24 protein-coding genes are annotated in these 24,806 nt (G+C 65.7%); 12 read left to right on the forward strand and 12 right to left on the reverse strand.

What is annotated here, in order from left to right; all coding sequences use genetic code 11:
- Positions 1 to 51 precede the first annotated feature (51 nt).
- From ispE to J2X57_RS08845, 3 genes are read right to left on the reverse strand one after another with little or no spacing between them, the layout of a single operon-like run.
- The gene (gene ispE, locus J2X57_RS08835) at positions 52 to 1,443 is read right to left on the reverse strand and encodes a 4-(cytidine 5'-diphospho)-2-C-methyl-D-erythritol kinase (protein ID WP_043692600.1); all 1,392 of its coding nucleotides are present in this window, start codon (positions 1,441 to 1,443) and stop codon (positions 52 to 54) included.
- A 43-nt stretch (positions 1,444 to 1,486) separates the two neighbouring features.
- Positions 1,487 to 2,104 carry a lipoprotein insertase outer membrane protein LolB gene (gene lolB, locus J2X57_RS08840; protein WP_036115548.1) on the reverse strand — a complete coding sequence of 206 codons (618 nt, stop codon included), beginning with the start codon at positions 2,102 to 2,104 and terminating at the stop codon, positions 1,487 to 1,489.
- A 55-nt stretch (positions 2,105 to 2,159) separates the two neighbouring features.
- Positions 2,160 to 3,866 (reverse strand): tetratricopeptide repeat protein, encoded by a 1,707-nt coding sequence (locus tag J2X57_RS08845; RefSeq protein WP_309865984.1) that lies wholly within the window; start codon positions 3,864 to 3,866, stop codon positions 2,160 to 2,162.
- A gap of 137 nt (positions 3,867 to 4,003) precedes the next feature.
- On the opposite strand from J2X57_RS08845, the gene hemA reads away from it, so the two are divergent.
- The 3 genes from hemA to ppk2 are packed head-to-tail and all read left to right on the forward strand — an operon-like array spanning position 4,004 to position 7,210.
- On the forward strand, positions 4,004 to 5,275 hold the full coding sequence (gene hemA / locus J2X57_RS08850) for a glutamyl-tRNA reductase (protein WP_036115550.1): 1,272 nt from the start codon (positions 4,004 to 4,006) through the stop codon (positions 5,273 to 5,275).
- Between the two features lie 31 nt (positions 5,276 to 5,306).
- Complete coding sequence (prfA, locus tag J2X57_RS08855; protein WP_036115553.1) at positions 5,307 to 6,386, forward strand: peptide chain release factor 1; 1,080 nt, start codon at positions 5,307 to 5,309, stop codon at positions 6,384 to 6,386.
- Between the two features lie 47 nt (positions 6,387 to 6,433).
- Positions 6,434 to 7,210 (forward strand): polyphosphate kinase 2, encoded by a 777-nt coding sequence (ppk2, locus tag J2X57_RS08860; protein WP_036115555.1) that lies wholly within the window; start codon positions 6,434 to 6,436, stop codon positions 7,208 to 7,210.
- Here the strand turns inward: ppk2 and J2X57_RS08865 are convergent.
- The 7 genes from J2X57_RS08865 to J2X57_RS08895 form a co-directional block, all read right to left on the reverse strand.
- Entirely contained in the window at positions 7,204 to 8,055 is an 852-nt protein-coding gene (locus tag J2X57_RS08865; protein WP_036115559.1) for a cytochrome c oxidase assembly protein, read from the reverse strand. The genes ppk2 and J2X57_RS08865 overlap by 7 nt on opposite strands.
- A gap of 2 nt (positions 8,056 to 8,057) precedes the next feature.
- On the reverse strand, positions 8,058 to 9,911 hold the full coding sequence (locus J2X57_RS08870) for a Gldg family protein (protein ID WP_036115562.1): 1,854 nt from the start codon (positions 9,909 to 9,911) through the stop codon (positions 8,058 to 8,060).
- Position 9,912: 1 nt separating this feature from the next.
- A complete protein-coding gene (locus J2X57_RS08875) occupies positions 9,913 to 10,647 on the reverse strand; it encodes an ABC transporter permease subunit (protein ID WP_036115567.1) in 735 nt (244 codons plus the stop codon).
- Positions 10,644 to 11,579, reverse strand: a complete 936-nt coding sequence (locus tag J2X57_RS08880; RefSeq protein WP_309865994.1) for an ABC transporter ATP-binding protein — start codon at positions 11,577 to 11,579, stop codon at positions 10,644 to 10,646. Before J2X57_RS08880 ends, J2X57_RS08875 begins: the two co-directional genes overlap by 4 nt.
- Before the next feature lie 69 nt (positions 11,580 to 11,648).
- Complete coding sequence (locus tag J2X57_RS08885) at positions 11,649 to 13,025, reverse strand: polyketide cyclase (protein ID WP_036115570.1); 1,377 nt, start codon at positions 13,023 to 13,025, stop codon at positions 11,649 to 11,651.
- A gap of 228 nt (positions 13,026 to 13,253) precedes the next feature.
- Complete coding sequence (locus J2X57_RS08890) at positions 13,254 to 13,895, reverse strand: response regulator transcription factor (RefSeq protein WP_036115573.1); 642 nt, start codon at positions 13,893 to 13,895, stop codon at positions 13,254 to 13,256.
- Entirely contained in the window at positions 13,892 to 15,151 is a 1,260-nt protein-coding gene (locus J2X57_RS08895) for a sensor histidine kinase (protein WP_309865999.1), read from the reverse strand. Before J2X57_RS08895 ends, J2X57_RS08890 begins: the two co-directional genes overlap by 4 nt.
- 189 nt (positions 15,152 to 15,340) lie before the next feature.
- Between J2X57_RS08895 and J2X57_RS08900 the strand changes: the two genes are divergently transcribed.
- From J2X57_RS08900 to J2X57_RS08925, 6 genes are all read left to right on the forward strand, one after another.
- Positions 15,341 to 15,937 carry a GNAT family N-acetyltransferase gene (locus J2X57_RS08900; protein WP_308845988.1) on the forward strand — a complete coding sequence of 199 codons (597 nt, stop codon included), beginning with the start codon at positions 15,341 to 15,343 and terminating at the stop codon, positions 15,935 to 15,937.
- On the forward strand, positions 15,934 to 16,707 hold the full coding sequence (gene minC, locus J2X57_RS08905) for a septum site-determining protein MinC (protein WP_036115577.1): 774 nt from the start codon (positions 15,934 to 15,936) through the stop codon (positions 16,705 to 16,707). The genes J2X57_RS08900 and minC overlap by 4 nt, the downstream gene beginning before the upstream one ends.
- A 34-nt stretch (positions 16,708 to 16,741) precedes the next feature.
- Complete coding sequence (gene minD, locus J2X57_RS08910; RefSeq protein WP_036115578.1) at positions 16,742 to 17,554, forward strand: septum site-determining protein MinD; 813 nt, start codon at positions 16,742 to 16,744, stop codon at positions 17,552 to 17,554.
- Between the two features lie 2 nt (positions 17,555 to 17,556).
- Positions 17,557 to 17,820: a cell division topological specificity factor MinE gene (gene minE / locus J2X57_RS08915; RefSeq protein WP_036115579.1), complete on the forward strand. Its 264-nt coding sequence runs from the start codon at positions 17,557 to 17,559 to the stop codon at positions 17,818 to 17,820.
- A complete protein-coding gene (locus J2X57_RS08920; RefSeq protein ID WP_036115581.1) occupies positions 17,817 to 18,296 on the forward strand; it encodes a hypothetical protein in 480 nt (159 codons plus the stop codon). The genes minE and J2X57_RS08920 overlap by 4 nt, the downstream gene beginning before the upstream one ends.
- A gap of 150 nt (positions 18,297 to 18,446) precedes the next feature.
- The gene (locus J2X57_RS08925; RefSeq protein WP_309866007.1) at positions 18,447 to 19,178 is read left to right on the forward strand and encodes a hypothetical protein; all 732 of its coding nucleotides are present in this window, start codon (positions 18,447 to 18,449) and stop codon (positions 19,176 to 19,178) included.
- A 35-nt stretch (positions 19,179 to 19,213) separates the two neighbouring features.
- Here the strand turns inward: J2X57_RS08925 and J2X57_RS08930 are convergent, their stop codons facing one another.
- Positions 19,214 to 20,482 carry a multidrug effflux MFS transporter gene (locus J2X57_RS08930; RefSeq protein ID WP_309866009.1) on the reverse strand — a complete coding sequence of 423 codons (1,269 nt, stop codon included), beginning with the start codon at positions 20,480 to 20,482 and terminating at the stop codon, positions 19,214 to 19,216.
- A 114-nt stretch (positions 20,483 to 20,596) separates the two neighbouring features.
- On the opposite strand from J2X57_RS08930, the gene crcB reads away from it, so the two are divergent.
- The 3 genes from crcB to J2X57_RS08945 are packed head-to-tail and all read left to right on the forward strand — an operon-like array spanning position 20,597 to position 23,607.
- Positions 20,597 to 20,986, forward strand: coding sequence for a fluoride efflux transporter CrcB (gene crcB, locus J2X57_RS08935; RefSeq protein WP_079522472.1), 390 nt, complete (start codon positions 20,597 to 20,599; stop codon positions 20,984 to 20,986).
- A 24-nt stretch (positions 20,987 to 21,010) separates the two neighbouring features.
- Positions 21,011 to 22,135: a cyclopropane fatty acyl phospholipid synthase gene (gene cfa / locus J2X57_RS08940; RefSeq protein WP_309866013.1), complete on the forward strand. Its 1,125-nt coding sequence runs from the start codon at positions 21,011 to 21,013 to the stop codon at positions 22,133 to 22,135.
- A 35-nt stretch (positions 22,136 to 22,170) separates the two neighbouring features.
- On the forward strand, positions 22,171 to 23,607 hold the full coding sequence (locus tag J2X57_RS08945) for an MFS transporter (RefSeq protein ID WP_043692583.1): 1,437 nt from the start codon (positions 22,171 to 22,173) through the stop codon (positions 23,605 to 23,607).
- Here J2X57_RS08945 and J2X57_RS08950 read toward each other — a convergent pair.
- Entirely contained in the window at positions 23,539 to 24,783 is a 1,245-nt protein-coding gene (locus J2X57_RS08950) for a hypothetical protein (protein WP_156108792.1), read from the reverse strand. The genes J2X57_RS08945 and J2X57_RS08950 overlap by 69 nt on opposite strands.
- Positions 24,784 to 24,806 lie beyond the last annotated feature (23 nt).

Below are 24,806 nucleotides of genomic sequence, written 5' to 3' on the forward strand. Positions count from 1 at the left end.
GAGCCATCCGGCCCACCTTGGCTTTGCCGCAGCCCGCGGCCCTTCCCGTCCTTACGACATGTGTCCTTGAGCAGCGTCGATCCGGTCCCGCGTCACCAGCAGCGGGGAAGGATCGACGCCCACCGCCACGTGGGCGACGAAGCCCGCGGGACAGCGTGAGGCGATGCCGAGCGCCGCCTCGTGGGTTCTTGTTTCGAGAAAAATGCAACCGCCGCTGCCGGAAAGCCGCGCGCGACCGAAGCCGCCCAGCCAGTCCAGTGCCGCCGCCACCCGCGGGTGACGCGCGCGAACCACAGGCTCGAAGGCGTTCTCCGCGGAATCCCCGGAAACAAAGGCCGAAATTGTCGCCTGAGGGGCATGACGTGTCAATTCGGGCGCGGCAAAAAGTGCCGCGGTGGGCACATGCTCGCGGGGATCGACGACGACGTACCAGCGGCGGGGCAGACGGATAGGCGTCAGCTGCTCGCCCACGCCCTCGGCCCAGGCGGAACGGCCCCTGACGAAGACCGGCACGTCGGCACCGAGGCGGACCGCCAGGGCCGCCAGGGCGTCTTCATCCAGGCCCGTTTTCCACAAGGCGTTCAGGCCCACCAGGACGGTCGCGGCATCGGAACTGCCCCCGCCGAGACCGCCGCCCATGGGTATCCGCTTGAACACCTCGATGTCGGCGCCCAGGACGGTGCCGGTCTCGGCGGCCAGGAGGCGCGCCGCGCGAACCGTCAGATCGGCGTCCTCGGGGACACCCGCCACCGGGGTCGGACGCGCGATCCTTCCATCGTGGCGCACGCGCAGGCGAACCTCGTCGCCCCAGTCCAGCAGGCGGAACACCGTCTGCAAGGCGTGGTAACCGTTGTCGAGACGGCCGACGATCCGCAGAAAAAGATTGAGCTTGGCCGGGGCCGGCCAGACCGTCCAGTCGCCCGGCGCCAGCGGGGCCAGGTCGCGACTCATGAACACGCGCAGGTGATCGGGGAAACCGTTCTCGCGATCGCGTTCGAGTGCCCGGGCGAAGCCGGGCGCGTGCTTGTCGACCACCACGAAGCCATGCTTCGCGTAGAAAGGCGCATTCCACGGCACGTCGGCCAGCGTGCCCAGATCGACGCGACGGAAGCCGGCCTCGCGCGCCCACCGACAGGCATGCTCCAGCAGCGCCGCACCGATGCCCTGGCCACCGAAAGCGGGAAGCACGTCGATTTCAGCGATGCCGATCGCGTCCGGGCGCCCATCGGTCTCGAGGCAGACGAAACCGACGACCTCGTCATCCACCGTGGCGACCCAGACACGCCCCCGGGAGATCAGTTCGTGGACGATCTCGCGCGGCAAGGCCATGGACGAATACGACGGCCACGCCGGATGTCCACGGAACAACGCCACGGCGGCACGCTCGATGTCGCACAGCCGCTCGGCGTGATCCGCGACGGCGCGGGTGATCTCAAAGTTCATCGCGGGAGCCGGATGTGCACGGGGCGCCGAGTATAGCGGCCACCTATTTCGCGAAGGACCAGTCTTCGATCGCCAGGCGCACCTTGTACGGCGCCTTCTCGGCGAAGACGCGGGCGGGCATGGCCGGCTGACGCGTGGCGTCCCATGTCTTGTAGTCGACGGTCCACCCGTCCTGGATGAGACGTGACGGCAAGCGGTCGGCGCCAAACGTCATCTCGGCTGGCCCCGTATCGGCGCGCAGCCCCAGGGCCCAGCGCTTCAGTTCGCCCAGAGGGATCTGCCAGCCTACCGTGCTCGCCATGAGCGACTCGGCGTCGGCGCCATGACGGGTACCGCCGTCGAGGCCTTCGAGATCGGCACCATCGGGGCCACCGGTCAGGCGGAACGTGCGGCCGGTGATCGGCCCACGCACCGTGAACTCGTAGCGCTCACCGTCCTGACGCCATGTGAGGCTGCCGGAGTTGCTGTCCTTGCCGTCGGAAACCGACAACTTGCCCTGCAGGGTCCAGTGGTCGGTATCGGCGAGACTGCGTTCGCGCTGCTCCTGCATGCCCAGCGTGGCGGCGTCACCCACGTTGCGCACGGGAGCGCGAGTGGTCGCGCAGGCGGTAAGGAGCAAAAGGGGCAGTGCGGCAAGGAGCGTTCTGGCGGTCTGGCGCATGAATACGGGATCTTCTGCAGGAGCGCGCCATGCGCGCGATCGGGGCGGACGCGGCCTACGGACGCAGCTTCTGTTCGGTCTTCCGCAGCGCCGCGTTTTTCGGGTCGAGGCGGCGCACTTCGTTGAGCACCTTACGTGCCTCATCGTGCTCGCCCCGTGTCCACAGGACTTCGGCGAGGTGCACGCCGATGTCGCCGTCCTTGTGCTGTGTCCAGGCGCCACGCAGGGTGGTCTCGGCCTGGTCCAGCTGCCCTTGCCGGTATTTCAGCCAGCCCCACGAGTCGGCTACGGACGGATCGTCGGGTCGCGCGGCACGGGCGGCCTGGATCAGATTCTGGGCTTCCGGCAGATCGCGGTCGTTGTCGGCGAGGGTGTAACCCAGCGCATTGCTCGCCTCGATGTCGCCGGGCTTCAGCTCGAGGACCTTGCGAAAGTCGGCCACGGCCTGATCGACCTTGCCGGCCTCGGCGTTGGCGAGCCCGCGCGAATACAGCATGTCGGTGTCATCGGCCTTGACCTGCAAGGCCTTGTCATAGGCGTTGACCGCCGCGTCGAACCGACGCGCATCCATGTAGAGCTCGCCGTCGAGGGCTAACGCCTTGCGCAGCTGATCGGGGCGATCGGCGTACTGGGTCTGCAGCTCAGCCACGATCTCGTGCGCGTCGTCGTCCTTGCCCTGCAAATGCAGGATGACGGCGCTGCGGACGGACGCATCGAAGATGCGCGGATCGTCGTCGCCGACCGCGGCATACCAGTCCAGGGCGTCTTCCTGCTTGCCCAGCAGTTCGGCCAGCTGTCCGAGGGTGAAGGCGTTATCGGCCTGTACGTCATCCGGTTGCCGGCGGATCTCGTCATAGAGCTTGCCCTCGGCCGCCTTGTCGCTGGCACGCGCGGCGAGCGTCATCCGCATCAGGTAGGTGTCGACGTCCTGGGTTCCCCCGGCGAGCACGCGGGCGGCGGACTTCTCGTCATTGCCCTGCGCCAGCAACGTGGCGTAGGCCAGGCGGAGGTGCGTGTTTTTCGGGTCCCTGGCGACCGCCTTGGCGAACAGCCGCTTCGCGCCTTCCTTGTCGCCCGCGCGGAATTTCTGCTGCGCCGCCCAGCCGTAGGTGGTGGCGTCGTGGAAACGGGCCTGCGCGCCCTCCCCGATCGTTTTCGCGTAGTCATGCCGACCCAGGTTTTCGCCCAGCTCGGCCATGGCCAGCCAGGCGGCGGAGTCGTTGGGAAGCCGCTGCGGCGTGGCGATGCGCTCGAGCAGCTGCCCGGCCTGGGCGGCATCCCGGGCGGTGACCAGTGTGCGGCCGAATTCACGCCAGGCATCGGGGTCGCCGGTGCCGACCATGATCTCCATCTGACGCTGCGCCTCGGCGGTATCGCCGCGATCCAGAGCCATCCGCGCGCGGGATTCGGCAAGCTCGAGCGGCTTCGCGCCGAGCCTGGCCCAGCGATCCAGCGCTTTCGCGGCGGCGTCCTGGTCATGCACGGCCAGGGCCAGTTCGGTCGCCCGGGCGGCCACACGGGGGTCGTCGCCCAGCTGGGCCGCGCGACCGTAAGCGTCCGACGCCGCCTTGAGATCGTTCGCGGCAAGGGCGAAATCGCCCGCCATCAGTTGTGCCTGAAGGTCGCGTTCGGGGGGCAGAATCGCCACCTGAAGCCGGTCGAGGGGTTGAACGCCCGTGCGTACGGCCTGGGGCGCGGTCCGCGGCGCCGTGGCGCAACCGGACAGGGCCGCGAGGGCACCGACGACCACATATTGACGCACTCGCTTGAACTTGGACCGACCGCTCAGCACACTACTCTCCGATTTCGTCCGATAGCCGATGCAATAAGCCCGGCCCTTGTGAGCGCACAATGCGCCCTTAGCTTAGCCGACGCCACCGAAGCCGACTCCAGCCCGTCATGCCACTCATCGCCCTCGGGCTCAATCACCTCACCGCGCCGGTCAGCCTGCGTGAGCAGGTGGCATTCGACGCCACGGCAACGCCGGAGGCGCTCGATGAGCTTGTCCGGCAACCCGGTGTCGAAGAGGCGATGATCCTCTCCACCTGCAACCGTACCGAGCTGTACTGCAGTGTGACCGAGGGTTTCGAGGGGGTACCCGGCCAGTGGCTGTCCCGACAGCATCGTCTGACCCCGCAACGGCTGGACGAGTTCCTCTACCGCCATGACGAACACGACGCGGTGCGCCACATGTTCCGGGTGGCGACCGGACTCGACTCCATGGTGCTGGGCGAGCCGCAGATCCTCGGCCAGGTCAAGGACGCCTACCAGCATGCGCGCACGGCCCAGTCGCTACGCGCCCCGATGGAACGCCTGCTCCAGCACACCTTCGCGGTGGCCAAGCGGGTCCGGACGGACACCCGTATCGGTGCACACACGGTCTCCGTCGCCTACACGGCGGTGCGCCTGGCCGAACAGGTCTTCACGGATCTGCGTCAGGCCTGCGTCCTGCTGATCGGTGCGGGCGAGACGATCGAACTGGCGGCGCGCCACCTGACCGACAAGAAGGTGCGCCGGCTGATCGTGGCCAACCGCACCCTCGAGAACGCCCAGGAACTCGCCAGCCGCTACAGCGGCTATGCCATCTCACTGGCCGACCTGCCCCGCCACCTGGCCGAGGCCGACATCGTGATCACCTCGACGGCCTCGCGGCTGCCGGTGGTGACGAAGGCGATGGTTACCGATGCCATCGCCGCCCGCCGCCGCCGTCCGATGTTCATGGTCGATATCGCCGTGCCACGCGATATCGAGGCGGAGGTGGCGCAGCTCGACGACGTGTACCTCTACGGCATCGACGACCTGAAACAGGTCATCGACGAGAACCGCCGGTCCCGCGAAATGGCGGCCCGCGAAGCCGACGCCATCATCGACCTCCAGGTCGAACGCTACATGTCCTGGCGCCGCGCACTCACCCTGCGTAACCCTGCCGTGGACATGCGCCTCGCGGCCGAGACGCAGCGCGACGAAGTGCTGGCCAAGGCGCAGGCCATGCTGGCCAGAGGACGTCCCGCGGAAGAAGCCCTCGCGTTCCTGGCCAATACCCTGACCAACAAGCTGCTGCACGCACCCAGCGCACGCCTGCGCGATGCCGCCCTATCAGGCGATCTGGACCTGCTTCACGCCGCCGGCCGGCTGTATGGACTGGACCCGGACGACGACGTTTCCGCATGATGTCGGGCTATAGCCCTCTGTCGTGCCTTTGATGACTCCCTCGATCCGCCGCAAACTCGAAGCCCTCGCCGAACGTCACGAGGAAGTCGGCCGCCTGCTCGCGCAGCCGGACGCCCTCGCCGACAACCAGCGCTTTCGCGATCTTTCGAGGGAGTATGCCCAGCTCGAGCCTGTCGCCCTGTCGCTGCGGGAGCACGACGAGGCCCAGCGCGAGCTGGCCGAGACCCGAGCCATGCTCGACGATCCCGAGATGCGCGACATGGCCGCGGACGATATCGAGCGGATCGAGGGCCGCCTGACCGAGCTGGATGGCGAGCTGCAGATCCTCCTGCTGCCGAAGGACCCGCGTGACGAGGGCAATCTCTTTCTCGAAGTACGCGCCGGCACCGGTGGCGACGAGGCGGCGATCTTCGCCGGTGACCTTTTCCGCATGTACGCCCGCTATGCGGAGCGACAGCGCTGGCACGTCGAGATCCTCAGCGCGAACGACGGGGAGCATGGCGGGTACAAGGAAATCGTCGCCCGCATCGAGGGCCGCGGCGCCTACTCGAAGCTGAAGTTCGAATCGGGTACTCACCGCGTGCAGCGTGTGCCCGAAACCGAGTCGCAGGGCCGTATCCACACCTCGGCGGCGACCGTGGCGATCCTGCCCGAGCAGGACGATATCGACGAGATCGAAATCCGCGACGGCGACCTCAAGGTCGACACCTTCCGGGCCTCCGGTGCCGGTGGCCAGCATGTGAACAAGACGGACTCGGCCATCCGCATCACCCATCTGCCGACGGGGACGGTGGTCGAATGCCAGGACGAGCGCAGCCAGCACAAGAACCGCGCCCGGGCGATGAGCCTGCTCAAGGCCCGCCTTCTGGACGCGGAGCGGAGCAAGCAGAGTGCCGCGCAGGCCGAATCCCGCCGCCTGCAGGTCGGCTCGGGCGATCGCAGCCAGCGCATCCGCACCTACAACTTTCCGCAGGGGCGGATCACCGATCACCGCGTCAACCTCACGCTGTACCGGCTCACCGAGGTACTGCAGGGCGATATGGACGAGCTGATCGATACGCTGACCCGCGAGGCGCAGGCCGACGAGTTACAAAGTCTGACGGCGGGATGACATTTTCTGCCCCACAATCGGTCACCCTCCCCGCGTGGAACGAACCGATGGGCAAGAAAAAGAAGAAAGCCTACGAACACGACCTCGAAGCCCTGCAGATCGAACTGATCGGCCTGACCCGATGGCTGCGCCGCACCGGCAAACGCATGGTCGTCCTCTTCGAAGGCCGCGATGCCGCCGGCAAGGGCGGCACCATCAAGGCCATCACCGACAAGCTCGACACCCGCGCCGCGCGCGTCGTCGCCCTGGGCAAGCCGTCGCAGGACGAACAGACCCAGTGGTACTTCCAGCGCTACGTGGCACACCTGCCATCGGCGGGCGAGCTGGTCCTGTTCGACCGCAGCTGGTACAACCGCGCCGTCGTCGAGCCGGTGATGGGCTTCTGCACCGACGAGCAGTACGACGCTTTCATGAAAGCCTGCCCGGCCTTCGAGAAACTGCTGACCGACGACGGCATCATCCTGCTCAAGTACTGGCTTTCCGTGGATCAGCAGGAGCAGGAGGAGCGCTTCGCCGAGCGCGCGGAAGATCCGTTGAAACGCTGGAAGCTGTCACCCGTCGACCTCAAGGGACGGGAGAAATACGCCGAGACGGGCGACCTGCGTGACGCGATGATCCAGCGCACGCACACGGCCGACGCGCCGTGGTTCGTGGCCGACTTCAACGATCAGAAAACCGGGCGGCTCAATCTGATCCGCCATCTGCTCGACCAGATCCCCGATCAGCTCGTGCCCAATGAGGAAATCGAGTTGCCGCCGCTGAAGGGCAAGCCGAAGAAGGACAAGGTCACCGCCAAGGCGGACAAGGTGGCGAAGGTCTACTGACGCGCCGCCACGCGACGCACGGGCGCCCGTCGTGGCAGGCGCCCGGCGCGCGAGAGGCGCAGCCACTGGCGCATCGCGAGCAGGCCGCCCGCGGATTCGATCATCGCCGCGGGCACCCACATGATCACTCCTCCGATCAGCTGACCCGTCAGCACGTTGAGCGTGAACGCGCGACCGCAGATCTCGAAGATCGGGTAGAGATCGGTCTTCGAGAAGGTGACGATGGCGCCGGCGACGATCTGCGGCGTCATCGTGATTCCGGGTGACAACACGCGCCATCCGGGCGACATGCGACCGGGTGGCTTCGGCCGGTGGTCGAGCACCAGCCACCAGTAGGCCAGGCCGGACAGCACCATCGACCAGTTCATCGCGCGGTAGATGCGCCAGTCCAGCATGGCGAGCGTCTGCATGTCGGGAATCAGCCAGACGACGATCAGCGCGACAAAAAGGAGCGTGACGACGGCCGGGTGTAGCAGTATCGCCGACAGTGCGCGCGATACCGGCGAACGCCCGGCGCGACGCAGCCGGACGCGCCACGTCGGCGGAAGGCCGGCCCGCAGCACCGTTCCCGGATAGGAGGCGATGATCAGCAAGGGCGCCAGATGATGGAGAAGCACTTGCTGGATGCGGTGCATGAAAAACTCGTGCTCCGCGAAGTAGTCGAAGTAGGTATGCAGCGCGACGTAGATCATCGCCATACCGACCCAGAACGCCGCCTTGCGCGCCATCGACACCCGCAGTCGCCGGCACCCCGCCGCATACAGCAGCGCCGTCGCGACGAACACGATCACGAAGACCCAGGAGAACTCCCAGGGCACGATCCACTTCAGCGCGCCGGCGGCCACCGTCAGGCCGCGCGGCGACCGCGACGGGTGCGTCGCCAGCCGTAGATCAGGCCGATGAGCGCAACCAGCCCCGGGACGAGCACGATGTTGATGAACTTCAGGCGCAGGCCCAGCGCGTCGATCTCGGCGTTGAGCTGGTGCTGCACGTCGCGCAGCTCCTTACCGATCGCGAGTTTGCGCTGAAGATACTGCTCGACCTCGCGCCGCTGCTCCGCGGTGGCCGTACCGCCACTCCCACCCTTGCTGGGCTGCAGTTCGGCCAGACGCCGCTGGGTATCGTAGAGCTCGTTCTCCAGCTCGCGTTTCTTCGTCAGGAACTTGCGGTCCGCCGCGGCCTGCAGCGCGCGCACCCGGGTGAACGGCCGCTGCGCGTTGACCCGTCCACGAATGGACAGCAAGGCGGTGGACCCGCCAAGGTTGTCGACGATGTTCGAGACGAAGTCGCCGTTATTGGCAAACGGCGTCAGCTGCTGCTGCCCAAGCAACGGCTGCACGTCGATCCACAAGCGATCCGAAAGCAGGTCGGTGTCGGCGACGAGCACGATCTCGCCGGGGCCGGCCGCCTGGTCGAGATGCCCCTTTCCCGCACGTTCGGGGAACGCCGTGTGGAAGGTGTCGCGCAGCCGCGCAGCCAGGACGTAGCGCTCGTGACTGGGCTCGTAGTTCTCCATGAGGGTGGTCGGATCGTTCGCGGCATCGCGCACGCGCTGCGCGGCGACAACAGCCGCCTCGTCGGACGTCTGCACCAGAGGTACCAATCGCGCCTTCGTGTCCTGCGCAAGCTCGAAGTGGCCCGCTGTCGAGAAATTCACGCGCTGCAGGCTCGCCGTCACCACATCGTCGTGATTGAGGTCCTGCGTCCCCAGCCCGAGCATCGCCGGATGGCCGATATTGTTGCCGTTGAGGTCGATCGTCAGCGCATGCGAACGGTCCAGCACGACCTGAGTCGGGTCGAAGACCACGCCCCAGGCCTCGAACAGACGATGCAGATCGGAATCGTGATCGTCCACCGTCCCCCGCGGATCGATCAGCGGCGCGCTATCCATTTCCGAGTCGGGATCGACGAAGACGACAAGGTGTCCGCCGCGCAGCACGTACTGGTCGATCGCATACTGCGCGTCGTCCGACAGACGCTTGGGATGGACCAGCAGCAACACCTTGATCGACGGATCGATGTGGGTGAGTCCCTCGGGATCGATCGTCGTGACATCCGCGATCTGGTCCAGCTGATGGAACAGTGTCCACGGCGCTTCTCCGATCACCGGATTGCCTTCCACCGGCAGCGAGCTCACCACCCCGAGTTTCGGCTTCTGCGGCATGCCAAGCTCATAGAGCAGTTTGGCGATGTCGTATTCGACAAACGACTCGCGCGCGGGGTCGAAGAACGGGATCGCCTGGGGCGGCACTTCACCGGTCCCGTCCATGCCGACGAGACCGAAGAACACGCGCTCGCCATTGCTGCCACCGGTGGCAGGCGTCAGCCCGTAGCCTTCGGCAGCGTCTTCATCGTCGGAATAAGGCACCGGGTCGATGACGCGGAACCGTACCCGGCCGTGGGCGCGAACCGCGATCTCTCGCAGCATCTCCTGCACACGCTGCTCGTAGCTGCGCAACTGCGGAAGGTCGCGCGTGGCGTGGTCGGAGAAATACAGCGTGACAGTCAGCGGCTTGCGCAGGGCGTCGACGATCTGCAGCGTGCCCGGCGTCAGGGTGTAGATACGGTCGGCCGTGAGGTCGACGCGTGCCGTGCGCAACGACATCGAACTGATCGCCACCGCCGCAAGGAAAAGCACGGCGATCGCCACCAGTGCCGCGCGCAGGCGCAACGAACGGGTGATCCTGAAGCGACGGGCCATCTCAGCGCGTCCTCTTCAGGTCGAGTACCACGACACTCGCGCCGAGCCAGGCGACGATGGTGGCGAAGAAGTACACCAGGTCGCGCAGATCGAGTACCCCGCGGGCGATAGCGTTGGCGTGTCGCGCCATGCTCAGCTGCCCCATGGCGCCGATCAGCTTCGGCGGCACCGAGTCCTGGAAAAAATCGAGCACCTGGGGCTGTCCGACCAGGAGCAGGAGGAAGCACACCGATGCGGTCAAAATGAACGCGACGATCTGGCTCCGGGTAGCGGTGGACATGCACGCCCCGATGGCGATGAACGCACCGGCCATCAGCCAGCTACCGACGTAGCCGGCGAGGATCACCCCGTTGTCGGGATCCCCGAGGTAATTCACCGTGATCCAGATCGGAAAGGTCAGGACCAGACAAACACCGATGAAGGCCCAGGCGGCCAGGAACTTGCCCAGCACGGCCTGCGAAATCGACACCGGCAGCGAGAACAGCAGTTCGAGCGTGCCGGACGCCCGCTCCTCGGCCCACATCGACATGGTCACGGCGGGCACCAGCACGAGGTACAGCCAGGGATGCATGTCGAAGAAAGGCTGCAGGTCGGCCAGGCCGCGATCGTAGAAATCGCCGCTGTAAAACGTCAGCGTTCCGGCCAGCACCAGGAAGATGACCATGAAGACGTAGGCCACAGGCGTCACGAAGTAGCCCCACAACTCGCGGCGCGCGATGGCGGTGACGGCGCTCATGCGTGGCCTCCGCGCGGCTGCGTCGTGATCTGCCGGAAGACTTCGTCCAGCCTGCCCTGCTCCAGCTGAATCTCTGAAACCCGCAGGTTCTGCGTGCGAAGAAGCGCCTGCACCTCGTCGAGGATCGGCTGCCCCGGTTTCGGGAACACGGTGACCCGCCCATCCAGCGGATCCACTTCCACCATCGACACGCCCGAAATGCGCGCAAGCATCTCGCGGGACACCGCACTGCCCTGCGCGCTGAAGGAAACGGCACCGTGATACCGCGAGCGCGCCTCCAGCTCGGCCGGTGTCGCGTCGGCGAGGAGCTTGCCGTTGGCGATGATCGCGACGCGATTGCACAAAGCGTGCACCTCTTCGAGCAGATGCGTGGAAATCAGGATGGTGCGCTCCCGCGCCATGGCATCGATGAGCATGCGCACGGAATGCTTCTGGTTGGGATCCAGGCCGTCCGTCGGTTCGTCAAGCATCAGTACCGGAGGATCGTGCAGGATCGCCTGCGCGAGGCCGACCCGGCGACGCAGGCCCTTGGACAGGGTACCGATGGTCTGCTCCAGCACGTCTTCCAGTTCGAGACGGGCGACGACCTCATCGAAGCGCCGATACGCGATGTCGCGGTCCAGGCCACGAACCCTGACGATGAACGTAAGGAACTCACGGACCGTCATTTCGCCATAGCTGGGCGCACCCTCCGGCAGGTAGCCCAGGGCGCGCTTGGCCGACAGGGGCTCCTTGCGGACGTCGTGGCCACAGACGCGGGCGGTGCCGGACGTCGGAGTGAGGAACCCCGCGATCATGCGCATGGCCGTGGACTTCCCGGCGCCATTGGGGCCGAGCAGCCCCAGCACCTGGCCCGGTTCGGCACGCAGGGAAAGGGCATCCACCGCGATCAGCGGGCCATAGCAACGGGTCAGTCGGTCGGTCTCGATCATTGACGACAATTAACGCATAAAAAAGCCCCGGGGTTACCGGGGCTCTTCGTGTCGCATGGCTTACGAGGCTTACTGGGCCATCGTCGGCGCGGTGCCCGCTTCGGCCGGAGCCGCAGCGGTACCCGCCGGAGCGGGGGCGGAGGACGAGCCGGCCGGAGCCGATTCTTCCAGGCCCGGCTGCTTCAGGCCGGCTTCCTGTTCCGGAGTCTGCTCCGGAATGTTGTCGCCCTGCAGCGGCAGGTAGATCTCGAACTTCTGCTCGTCGTAACCCTCGATCGTACCGTGGTTGTTGGTCGGCGCCTTCACCTGGATGTCGTAGGGACGGAAGGTGACGTCGTCGAACTTGTAACCATGGGTCTGCGAGTAGGCTTCGAGCATCTGACGCGTCTGCGGCAGGCCGGCACCGGTGCCGTTCCACTCCGCCTTGAGCGCCTTGCCACCGAAGGCGAGAACAGCCTTGACGTTGCCGTCGACGATGACGCGGCCGAGCTTGTCCTTGCTACCCGGCGCGGCCGAATCGGCAGCGGCCGGAGCGGCGGCCGTCGAGGCGGCAGCCGGAGCGGCGGCGTCGAGCGAAGGACGCTGGGCGGCCGTCAGTTCGACGTCCTGACCGTTGATCTTCAGCGTGGTGGCGTCGATCTCGGCGGCGACGTCGAACGTATAGTTCTGGTCGCCCCAGTTCGTGGTGAAGGTGATGCGCGGGCTGACGATGTTCACGCCCAGCTTCTTCGCCGCGGCCTGCAGTTCGCCCCAGGCCTTGTCCGACGCGGTGTCGACGTCGTCGAGGGTGCGCGGGGCCGTGGTCGACACGAAGAGGATCGGCTTGGCCGGCTGGTCGGCGATGGCCGGAACCATCTTGCTGTAGTCGATGTTCGGGATCGCAGCCATCAGGTTCTGAAGGTTGGACAGGCTGAACTGAATCAGCGCGTCCGGATCGCCGTGGATATAGAGGTTGGAGAAGCGGTTGACCAGGTTGAAGCCGTAGTCGACGTCGTAAGCCCACTTGACCTTGACGAGCTTCTGGCTGCGGCCAGTGCGCTCGAGGTTGATGGTGAACTTCTTGTCGTTACCGCGCCAGGCGTTGTCGACGTTCCAGACGATGGTGCCCTTGCCGGCATCGGACACCTTGGAGAAATCCGGATCGATCGAGGCGATCTCGAGCGAGCCGTCACCGACCTTCTTGTCGTCGGCCTTCCAGGCGATCTTGGCACCCGGACCGTAAGCCTTGCCCGAAAGCTCGAACTGGACCTTGGGATCGAAGGAGCGAAGGACGGTGTAGTCAGGGAAACGACGGAAGTTGCTGAAAACGTCGTAAACCTGGCGCAAGTCCTTGCTGATCAGCATTTCGCGCTCGACGTGTCCGGCCGAGGGCATAGCCAGCCCGACAACGACGCCCAATACGGCGACGATGACGAGGGCAACGATAAATTCTAACAGACGCGTCATTCCACGGTTCTCCGAACGTCTTACGAACAGGCTCCGCACACGGCCATGGACGCCGCATGGTCACCCCTGAAGAATCGGCCGTGGCTTGGGGTTCGCCAGCGCCGAAAGAGCCGATGGTAGCTGCTCACGACAGGGAACGCCATTGGGTCCCCTGCCCTTTTTCGCAAGCCTGCACAAGCGGATTTTCGGCCGGAAGCTCCCGGACGATGCCGCCCGGTCGAGTCGGGCTCAGACGATCCCGAGCTCCAGCGCCTTCAATACGGCGCGCGTGCGGTCCCGGACGCCCAGTTTGGAAAGGATGTTGGACACATGGTTTTTCACCGTCCCCTCGGCGACCCGCAGGGAATTGGCGATTTCCTTGTTGCTGTAGCCGCCCGACAGCAGCCGCAGGATCTCGGTCTCGCGTTCGGTCAGCGGATCCGGCTGCTCGAGGCTGGAAAACTGGTTCTGGATGCGACCCACGCCGGCCAGCAGGCGCTGGGTAACCATGGGCGCCACCAGCGAACCGCCGGCGGAGACGGTGCGCACGGCCTCGACGAGCTGATCGAGCGACACGTCTTTCAACAGATAGCCACGGGCGCCGGCCTTCAGGCCGGACAACACCAGCTGGTCGTCGTCGAAGGTGGTCAGGATGATCGTCGGCGGGAGCTCATTGCGGCCACCCAGGGTCTGCAGGACCTCCAGGCCGCTCATGTTGGGCATGCGCAGATCGAGCAGGACCACGTCCGGCCGTACCTGGGGGATCGTCTGCACCGCCTGGGCGCCGTCGGCGCATTCCGCCACGACGCGGATATCGCCGGCGAGGTCCAGCAAGGAGCGGATGCCCTGGCGCACCAGGTTCTGATCGTCAACGAGGCAGACGGAAATCATGGGTGGTCCTCGGAAGGAACGGAAAGTGTGGCACGCGGGAGGGCCTCGGCGTCATCCGTGACCTCCAGCGTGTGACGAGCCGGGGCGTGGGCCAGCGTGGGCTCCTCACCCAGCGGCAGGCGGGCGGTCAGGGCGAATCCGCCCTGCGTCTCACCCCCGAAGGTGACCGTCCCGCCGAATTCGGCGAGACGTTCGCGCATGCCGTTAAGGCCGTTGCCCGGCTGGAACTGGGTACTGCCGCGACCATCGTCGCGCGCGTCCAGACAGAGTTCGTCCGGTCCGGTGTGACGGAAGGTCAGCCAGAGATTGCGAGCGTTGGCGTGACGGACCGTATTGGTGAGGATCTCCTGGGCGCAACGCAACAGCATCTGCGCCCGACGCGGATCCTCCACGCCGAAACGCGGCGGGACGCTCAGGTGTACGGCCAGCCCCGGCACGCCTTCCGTGAGACTGCGCAGGGCCTGGGTGAGGTCGATGGCGTCGTCCTGACGCAACTCGCTGACCACCTCCCGCACGTCCGCCAACAGCTGCTTGGCGGTTTTCTGCGCCTTCAGCACATGCTCGCGGGCCGTGTCGTTGGTCAGGTGGCTCGCGACCTCGAGGTTGAGGCTGAGCGCCGTGAGGTGGTGACCGACCAGATCGTGCAGGTCGCGCGCGATGCGCATGCGCTCCGCGATGCGGGTCGACTCGGCCAGGAGCGCGCGGGTCGCGCGTAGCTCCGCGTTCAGATGGCGCAATTCCTCGCGCTCGTCCGCCTGCTGGCTGGCGATCAGCGAGGCGATGAACATCAGGGCCGAGAACCCGAAATAGAGGACCGCCTGCATGACCGAGGCGACCAGCGACCAGCCGACCGCGGCATAGAACAGGGGTATCAGGGCGACGTGCGCCAGCACCATCCAGGCCATCGCCAGGGGCAGGCTGATGATCCAGGGAACCACGGCGGCGACGATCACCAGCAGGAGCGCACTGACGCCGCTCTTGCTCAGCCCGCCCACGGCGAGCGCGGTGCCGGTCAGGATCAGCAGGACGGCGACGCGCGTGAAACCGTCCACGCGCGAACCCAGCTGGCGGGTCAGGAGCCAGTAGACGACGCCAAAGACGAGGTAGCACGCGATCCAGGCCAGCAAGGCCATGTCGCCGATCTGGCCCGGCTGGTTACCGGCGCGCTGGATCGACAACGGCAGGCCCGCGCAGAGGTAGGCCAGATAGGTGGCGTACCGCAGCAGCCGGACGTGATTGAACTGAAGCTTGGACATGGCCTCATCATAGGGCCTCGCGCGCCGCCCACCACCTGATAGAAGTCACGCTCCGGCAGGCGGCAAGCGTTGGCTTTACAACGGTTTTACATCCGCGTCGCGCTCCCCGGCGAGTCGCGGGCATGCCATAATGCCGCGCATTCGGCGGCCTGGGGGTCGCTTTCCAAGAACACTCAAGCGGAGCAACGAATGGCCCTTGCCATCCGCGACGTGCGCGAGCACGACCTGGATGCCGTGCTCGCACTCAATAACGAGGCAGGCACCGGCATTCTCGCCACGGACATGTCCCGCCTGCGCTACCTGTACGACATCGCGCATTACTTCCGCGTGGCCGAACAGGACGGTCGCATCCTCGGCTTCCTGATCGCCATGCGCCAGGACGCCGACTACACCAGCCCAAATTTCCGCTGGTTCCAGGCCCATTACGAAAGCTTCGTGTATATCGATCGCATCGTGATCGCATCCGAATCGCGCGGGCATGGTCTGGGCCGCATTTTCTACTGCGATGTACAAAGTTATGCCGAGGTACGTGTGCCGCTTTTGACCTGCGAAGTCTTCCTTGAACCCCGCGACGACCAGACCGTGCTGTTCCACGGCACCATGGGCTTCCAGGAAGTCGGTCAGCAGAAAATGGGGGAGACCGGCCCGAAGGTGAGTCTGCTCGCCCGTGAACTGCCCAGTTTCCCGTTCGTGCGCGAGCGTTACCTCGAGCAGGACGGCCTGCCCGCCGTCGCATGGCTGGGTGAGCGGCAACGCCCGGCGGATGCCGCAGGAGTACGCGCATGAACGCCCGCGCCGAATCCCTCGAAGCCGCCTGCGACCTCCGCTTCGGCCAGGTCGGTATCGCCTGCGTGCGCCTGCGCCGGGTCGATGCCGCCGCGCTGGTCGAAGAACTCGAACGCCGCGTGCGCTCCGCGCCGCAGATGTTCAACCGCGCCGCGGTGGTCCTCGACCTCTCACACCTGCCGAAGCTGCCGGACGACGGCATGGTCGACGCGCTGCTCGAAGCCATCCGCAGCGCGGGCATGCTGCCCGTCGGCATTGCTTACGGAACCGCGGAGACCGAAGCGCTCGCCGAGCGCATGAATCTCCCGCTTATCGCCAAGTTCCGTGCCCAGTACGAACCCGCGTCGGGCGATGCCGCCGTGCAGGTCGCGCCGCCCGCACCGGGCCGCGCCGAACCGGCCCGCGCTCCGCTGGATAACGACGAAGACACCGGCGGCGCCACGACAGCCCAGCACCACATCGGCAGCGCCGTGCGCTCCGGCCAGCAGATATACGCCCGCGACCGCGATCTCGTGGTCATGGCTGCCGTCGCCAATGGCGCGGAAGTCATCGCCGATGGCTCCATCCATGTCTACGGCAGCCTGCGCGGCCGTGCCATGGCCGGGGCACAGGGCGACGAGTCGGCGCGCATCTTCTGCTCGGATTTCCGTGCCGAGCTGGTGGCTATCGCCGGTCACTATCGCGTGTTTGAAGACATGCCCAAAGAATTCGAGGGCCAGGCCGTCCAGTGCTGGCTCGACAGTGGAAAACTCATGGTCGCACGGCTCTGATGCCGTCCGTCGCAGCAACACTCGGAGACATCTCTTGACAGAAATTATCGTCGTCACCTCCGGCAAGGGCGGAGTCGGCAAGACCACCACCAGCGCCTCCCTCGCCACCGGCCTCGCCATGCAGGGCAAGAAAGTCGCCGTCATCGACTTCGACGTCGGCCTGCGCAATCTCGACCTGATCATGGGCTGCGAGCGGCGCGTGGTTTACGACTTCGTCAATGTCGTTCACGGCGAAGCCACTCTCAAGCAGTCGCTGATCAAGGACAAGCGCCACGAAAACCTCTTCGTGCTCGCCGCCTCGCAGACGCGCGACAAGGACGCCCTGACTCAGGAAGGCGTGGAAAAGGTCCTCGACGAACTCACGAAGGAAAACTTCGACTTCGTCGTCTGCGACTCCCCCGCCGGCATCGAAAAGGGCGCGCACCTGGCGATGTACTTCGCCGACCATGCCGTCGTGGTCGTCAATCCGGAAGTCTCCTCGGTCCGAGACTCCGACCGCATCCTCGGCCTGCTTTCGAGCAAGACCCGTCGTGCGGAAAAGGGCGAGGCACCGATCAAACAGCACCTCCTGCTCACGCGCTACAACCCGAACCGGGTCGAAGCCGGTGAGATGCTCAGCGTGAAGGACGTCGAGGAAATCCTCGGTATCAACGTCGTCGGCGTCATCCCGGAATCGGAGAACGTGCTCGCCGCGTCCAACGCGGGCGTGCCGGTCATCCTGGATGACAACTCGAACGCGGGTGCGGCCTATAAGGACACCGTCGCGCGCATTCTGGGCGAAGAGCGTCCGCTTCGCTTCCTCGAGCCGGTCAAGAAGGGCTTCCTCAAGCGCGTATTCGGAGGCTGAGCATGGGTATCCTCGATTTCCTGAAGCGTAAACCCGAACCGAGCGCCGGCGTCGCCAAAGAGCGTCTGCGCATCATCGTCGCCCAGGAGCGCTCGACGCGCGGCGGTCCCGACTACCTGCCGCTGCTGCGCAACGAGCTGCTCGAAGTGATCCGCAAGTACGTCAACGTCGACGTCGAGGCAGTCAACGTGACGCTCGAACGTGACAGCGGCCACGAAGTACTCGAACTCTCCGTCGCCTTGCCGGACGGCAAGTCCGCGATATGAGTCCGGCCGATCCCGCCGACGCGGTCCTCCGCGTCGGCGACATCGGTTTCGACGAACCGCGCCAGCTGCTGAAAGGGTTCGGCCTCAGCCTCGTCGAGGTCTCCCTCGGCGAAGCCATACCGGGCAGTTACTGGGGCGACACCGAAGCTGGCATCATCGGCACGACGGTCTACGCGCGCACCGACACCCCTGTCCACTCCCTCCTCCACGAAGCCTGCCACCTCATCGTGCTGCCGGAGGACAAGCGTGCGCTCGTCCACACCGATGCGACGGATTCCATCGAGGAAGAGGACGCCACCTGCTACCTGCAGATCGTGCTCGGCGGACACCTTCCCTCGGTAGGCAGTGCACGCATCATGGAAGACATGGATCGCTGGGGTTACACCTATCGTCTGGGCTCCACGCTCGCATGGTTCGAGCAGGACGCGCCTGAAGCGCGCGCGTTTCTCCGTGACCGCGGACTGCCTGTCGACTAACTGGCACAAACCAGGCGCTTTTTTCAGATTTATCCGATTCTAAAGGCGGATCGGCTCCCTTAGCCTTGGATCAGGCATCGCCCGACGTTACCGCGGAGACATCCGCGGGGTTTCGAGGTGCGTGAGCCTGTCGGCAATGGAGAAACAACGATGAAGTACGTCATCCCCGGTCCACGGGAGACTCCCCCCGCTCGCGGCAACACGGGCGGCGTCGCAGCTGCTACGTCGTCTCACGGTGGCGATATCGGAAAAAGAATCGACCGCCTGGAAACCGACAGCCAGTTCATTCGCCGCGACCTGGATGAGATGCGGGGCGACACGCGCGCCATCAAGGACCAGCTCCATTCGATAGATAAGAGACTCACCGTCATAGAACAATCGAGCGACGCGGGATTCGGATCCATCGGCCAGAAAATGGACGCGGAATTCGCTTCCACCCAACAGAGAATGGACGCTGGATTTGCTGCCGTCGACCAGAAATTCGTTGCTGTCTACGAGAAAATGGATGCGGGGTTCGCTGCTGTCGATCAGCAGTTCGTTGCCGTCTACCAGAAAATGGATGCGGGCTTCGCTGCTGTCGATCAGCAATTCGCTGCCGTCTACCAGAAAATGGATGCGGGCTTCGCTGCTGTCGATCAGCAGTTCGCTGCCGTCTACCAGAAAATGGATGCGGGCTTCGCTGCTGTCTACCAGAAAATGGATGCCAACTTTTCATCTATCCACCAGAAACTGTCAACGGTCCCGACAAAGCTTCAGCTGGCGCTGATGGCTCTCGCCGGCCTCGCGATGATCCTGGGCTCGGCTTTCGCCGTCGTCGCCGTATTGTTGAGGTCCACAGGCCATGCGGAAGTGGCGAATGTACTGGACGCGGCACGAGGCTGAACGTGCTCCCCCCCATTCTGCCGCCGGGCCGATACTCAGCCCGGTTCGTTGCGCTCGATCTGCGAAACCACGCTCGACGCCGCCCCGGCCTTCGCACGCGCCAGGCGGCGGCGCTCCAGCGAGACGTACCACATCCATGCCGCGAGACCGATCAGGCAGATCGTTGTGGCGCCGATGGCAAGAGTCAGCATGTTGTCGGACAGCGCCGGCGAAAGCACGCCGGCCACGAGAGCCGTGAGGATCAGACTTCCGAACGCCTGGACCGATGACACGCCGCCGCGCTGCTCAGGAAAACGGTCCAGCAACAACAACGTCAGCGTCGGGAAGGCCAACTGCACCCCGCACCCATACAGAGCCAGCGGCAGCGTCGACCACGGCACCCGTGGGTGATCCAGCGTCACCGCCAGGATCAGGTTCAACGCGCACGACGACAGCATCGACGCATAGCCCCATGACACGGTGCGGGCCGCGCTGGCCCTTCCCGCGACGCGCCCTGAAATGAAGGCACCGGCAACCATACCGCTGACCACCGGCACGAACAGCCACGGAAACCCGCTCGCGCCCAGACCCAGCAGGTCGCGAATCAGATGCGGCGCCGACGCGATATAGAGAAACAAACCGGAGAAATTGACCGACGCCGCGATCGCCAGTGGCCAGAACGGCAGGTCGCTGAGGATCGCCCTATAGCCGCGCAACAGCGGTCGCGGACGAAATACCGTGCGATGCGCAGGCGGATGCGACTCGACCAGGAAATACGAGACGCCCAGGGTCAGCAACGTCGTGAAGCCGGTCAGCGCCCAGAAGATGCCGCGCCAGCCATCGATGCCCAGCAGCCACGCGCCGACGATAGGCGCGATGGCCGGCGCCACGCCGAAGATCATCATCACCTTGGACATCATGCGCTGGGCTTCTTCGCCGTGCATGGTGTCACGCACGACGGCCCGACCCACGACGATGCCGGCGCCGCCGCAAAGACCCTGCAGGATGCGGCAACCCAGCAGGAAGCTGAAGCTCGGCGCCAGGGCCGCACCGACGGACGCCACGGTGTAGACAGCCATCGCGATGACGATCACGGGCTTACGGCCATAGGCGTCGGACAACGCGCCGTGGAACAGACTCATGACCGCATATGCCAGCAGGTAGACGCTCAGCAACTGCTGGAGAGCGACGGCGCCCACCCCGAAGTCGCGGCCGATGTCCGGGAAGCCCGGAAAGATCGCATCGATCGAGAACGGCCCGATCATCGACAGAGCGGCCAGCAGAAACGGCAGGTAGCGCCTCGGGTCGCGCGTCGCGGAGGTCATGGGAGCGGCCATGGCGTTCAGGGGAACGATCAGTATAGCGGCAAGCCTTCGATCCCCTCGCCCGGCTCACCGCAAAGCCCCATAATCGAACCGCCACATCGCATCGAGGGTCACATGGGCTATAGCGGATTTCTTGCTGTGGGGATCGGCGGCGCCGTGGGCAGCCTGCTGCGCTGGTGGCTGGCCGTGGCGCTCAATGCCCTCGTTCCCAACATCCCGCTCGGGACGCTTTGCGCCAATCTGGCCGGCGGCCTGCTGATGGGCGTCACGCTCGGCGTGTTCGACCACTTCCAGACGTTGCCGGTTGAACTGCGTCTGCTCATCGCCACCGGCTTTCTCGGCGGGCTCACCACGTTCTCGACGTTCTCGGCGGAATCCACCGGGTTGCTGCTGCGGCAGCAATACGCCTGGTTCGCCGCGCATGTCGCACTGCACCTGATAGGTTCGATCGGAATGACGGTTGCCGGGCTGACGATTGCCCGCGGAGTGCTTCGCCACGTTTGACGAGGATCCAAAGGAGTTCCATCGATGGCTCACGATGTTTCTTCCCTCAAGGCACGTGCACAGATCCTCCTGCAAAAAGCCGGCATCACGCTCGGCGGACAACGCCCGACCGACCTGGTGGTCCACGACGAGCGCACCTACGCGCGTGTCTTCGCCCACGGTACGCTCGGTTTTGGCGAGGCCTATATGGATGGCTGGTGGGATGTCGGCGACCTGCCCGCTTTTTTCGCTCGCGTGCTGTCGTCGCACCTCGACGAGTCGGTGCTCACGCTGGACACCCTGATGACGCATCTCAGGGCGCGGCTGATCAACCGCCAGCGGGGCGCGCACGCCTGGGACGTCGGACGACGTCATTACGACCTGGGCAACGATCTCTTCGAGGCGATGCTTGGCAAACGCATGGTGTATTCCTGTGCCTATTGGGCGCACGCCGACAATCTGGATGACGCGCAGGAAGCGAAGCTCGACCTGATCTGCCGAAAGCTGGCCCTGCGGCCCGGCCAGCGCATCCTCGACATCGGCTGCGGCTGGGGCGAGGCACTGAAGTTCGCCGCCGAGCGCTACGGCGTCAGCGGGGTGGGCGTGACCGTTTCGAAGGAGCAGGCCGCCTACGCCCGTGAGCTATGCCACGGCCTGCCGGTCGAGATCCGCCTGCAGGACTACCGCGACCTCGACGAGCCTTTCGACGCGATCCTTTCGGTCGGCATGTTCGAGCACGTCGGCGGCAAGAACTACCGCACGTGGTTCGAAGTGGCCCGACGCTGCCTGCGCAAGGATGGCCTCGTTCTGCTGCACACCATCGGCAGCAACGGCGCACCGGGACGGCCGGACCCATGGATCGACAAGTACATCTTTCCCAATTCGGTGATTCCCTCGATGAGCCAGGTGGCTGGCGCGCTCGAGGGGCTTTTCATCGTGGAGGACTGGCACAATTTCGGCGCGGACTATGACCGCACGCTGATGGCATGGCGTGCCAACGTGGAGGCGGCCTGGCCAAAACTGGCCTCACGTTACGACGAGCGATTCCGCCGGATGTGGAATTTCTACCTGGGCTGCTCCGCCGGTGTCTTCCGCAGCCGCCGCGACCAGTTGTGGCAGCTGACCCTGTCGCCGCACGGCAGGCCGGGCGGGTACCGCGTGCCGCGCTGACGGAATGACCACTTCCTGCCTCGTACGGTCGGAGCATGGATCCCAAGGCCACGCTCCCCGATGGTATCGTCGAGACCGATGTTCCCGCGCGGCTCGACCGGCTGCGCTGGGGGCGCTTTCATACCCTGGTGGCCGTTGGCCTCGGGATCACCTGGGTGCTCGACGGGCTCGAGGTGACCATTACCGGCTCGATCGCCGGCGCGCTCAAATCCAGCCCGGTCCTCCACCTCACCGACGGTCAGGTGGGACTGGCGGGCAGCCTTTATCTCGTCGGTGCCGTGCTGGGCGCGCTTTTCTTCGGGTGGCTTACCGACCGACTCGGGCGGAAGAAGCTGTTCACGGTAACGCTGGGCCTGTATCTGACGGCCACGGCCGCTACGGCCTTCTCACCGGACTTCCTCACCTTCGTGATCTTCCGCGCGCTGACCGGCGCGGGCATCGGCGGCGAGTACGCCGCCATCAACTCGGCGATCCAGGAACTGATTCCGGCACGCTATCGTGGCCACACGGATCTGGTCATCAATGGCAGTTTCTGGATCGGCGCCGCACTGGGCGCGCTCGCCGCCGTAGGCCTGCTCGACATGGGCTGGGTATCGGCCGAGATCGGCTGGCGACTGACCTTCGGGTTGGGTGCCGTGCTGGGCCTGGGCATTCTTTTCCTGCGGCACTGGATTCCGGAGAGCCCGCGCTGGCTGATGCTTCATGGTCGCATCGAGGAGGCCGAGGCCGTGGTCGCCGACATCGAGAAACGCCTCGACGTCGCTCCCCCTTCCGAACCGCTGCCACGGTTGCGTCTGCGTCCGCGCGGACTGACCCTTGCGGACGTTGCCCGTACATTGTTCCGTGTCTATCCGAAGCGGACCGTGCTGGGCCTGGTACTGATGGCCACGCAGGCGTTCTTCTACAACGCGATCTTCTTCACCTATGCGCTGGTGCTCGGCCGCTTTTACGGCGTGGCCGATGCGGATGTCGGTCTCTATCTGCTGCCATTCGCCGCCGGTAATTTCCTCGGCCCGCTCCTGCTCGGACGGCTGTTCGACACGCTGGGCCGGCGGACGATGATCGTGGCGACCTATGCACTGTCCGGACTGCTGCTGTTCGTCACCGCCTGGCTCTTCGTCCACGGCCACCTCGACGCGCGAACGCAGACGATCGCCTGGAGCATCGTGTTTTTCTTCGCCTCCGCGGCCGCCAGCTCGGCCTACCTCACCGTCAGCGAGAGCTTCCCACTGGAGTTGCGCGCCCTGGCCATCGCCCTGTTCTACGCCTTCGGCACGGCACTCGGCGGCGTCGCCGGCCCGTGGCTGTTCGGCCGCCTCATCGGCAGTGGCGAGCGCATGTCCATCGGCTGGGGCTACGCGCTGGGTGCTTCGCTGATGCTGATCGGGGCCGCAGCCGCGTGGTTACTTGGCATCGCCGCCGAGCGACGGTCCCTCGAAGATGTCGCCGCCCCGCTCGGCAGGGCCGACTGACAAACCGAAACGTTTACGCAGCAGGCCGCGGATGAAATGCCATGCAGGCCATGGATCGTCGCGGCGGAACACGTGCAGATCAGCACCGACCCACTCCATCAGCAGGCGGATCCAGCCCGGATGCCTGGCCGCCGGGGTAGAACGAATGCTGGCGATATCGTGATACAGGTCCACGCAGGCGACGCCGTCGCGATAGGCACGCGTCGCGCGTTTGACCGGCAGGCCCTGCGCGTCTTGCCAGGCCATTTCGCAGACGTTGACGCCGCTGCGCGCCGCAAACTCCACATAGGTCCAGGCGCGCGTATTCACCTCGATCAGGCGGAACGCGCCGTCGCGCGCATCGCGCTTGAACTCCGCGCTGAAGATGCCCCGGTAGTCCAGTCCATCGAGGACGCGACAGGTGCTGCGCACCGCGTCCGGCACGATCGCGAGCGGCACGGCCTGAGAGCACGAACTGTTGCCGAAGTCCGGAGGCGACATCCGGCGGCGACGACGGGCGAAGAGCCCGGTATACGCGCCCTGCCCGTCACGAAACCCGTCGATGAAGAAATGTTCGCTGGGTGGGCCGGGAACGTACTCCTGCGCCATGACGCGAAACCCCTGCGCGTGGAACCGGGCCCAGGCATCACGCAATGCGCTCCGTCCTTGCACCCAGACGCCTTTGACGCCCGTGACATCACTGAATTTCTGCGAATTGACCGGCTTGAGGAAGACCCTGTCCAGGGTTTCGAACGGAATCGCCTCCACGTCCGCTGCGTCGGCCAGACGGAAGGTGCGCGGATGTGGCACATGGATCGCCGCCAGATAGCCGGCAAACAGTGACTTGTCCTGAAGCAGGGCCTGCGCATCACGTCGCGCGGTGCTTGCAAGGAAACGCCAGCCGAGCACGCTGTGCGGAAGATCGGCGAGCCACAGCGCGGCATCGTCGGCACCCGGGATGATCACGGCCCGGGCCAGCGGCAGTGCCGCCAGTGCCTCGATGGCTTGCGGCCCCGGACTACCGTCCCAGCCCCGACAGCCGGGTAACGCCCTGAAATAGCGCGATCGCGTGACGATGTCGTCCGGCGGACACGCGACATAGGCAGGGATGCCGGCCAGATGAAGGCTGCGCAGAATGCCCAGTGCGGTGGGGCCACGCCCCATCACGATGGCAGGCAACCGTTGATCCGTTTGCATCACGCCCCCTGTCGGGCACCGCG

The organism is Luteibacter sp. 1214 (assembly GCF_031455395.1).
Taxonomy (GTDB): Bacteria; Pseudomonadota; Gammaproteobacteria; order Xanthomonadales; family Rhodanobacteraceae; genus Luteibacter; species Luteibacter mycovicinus.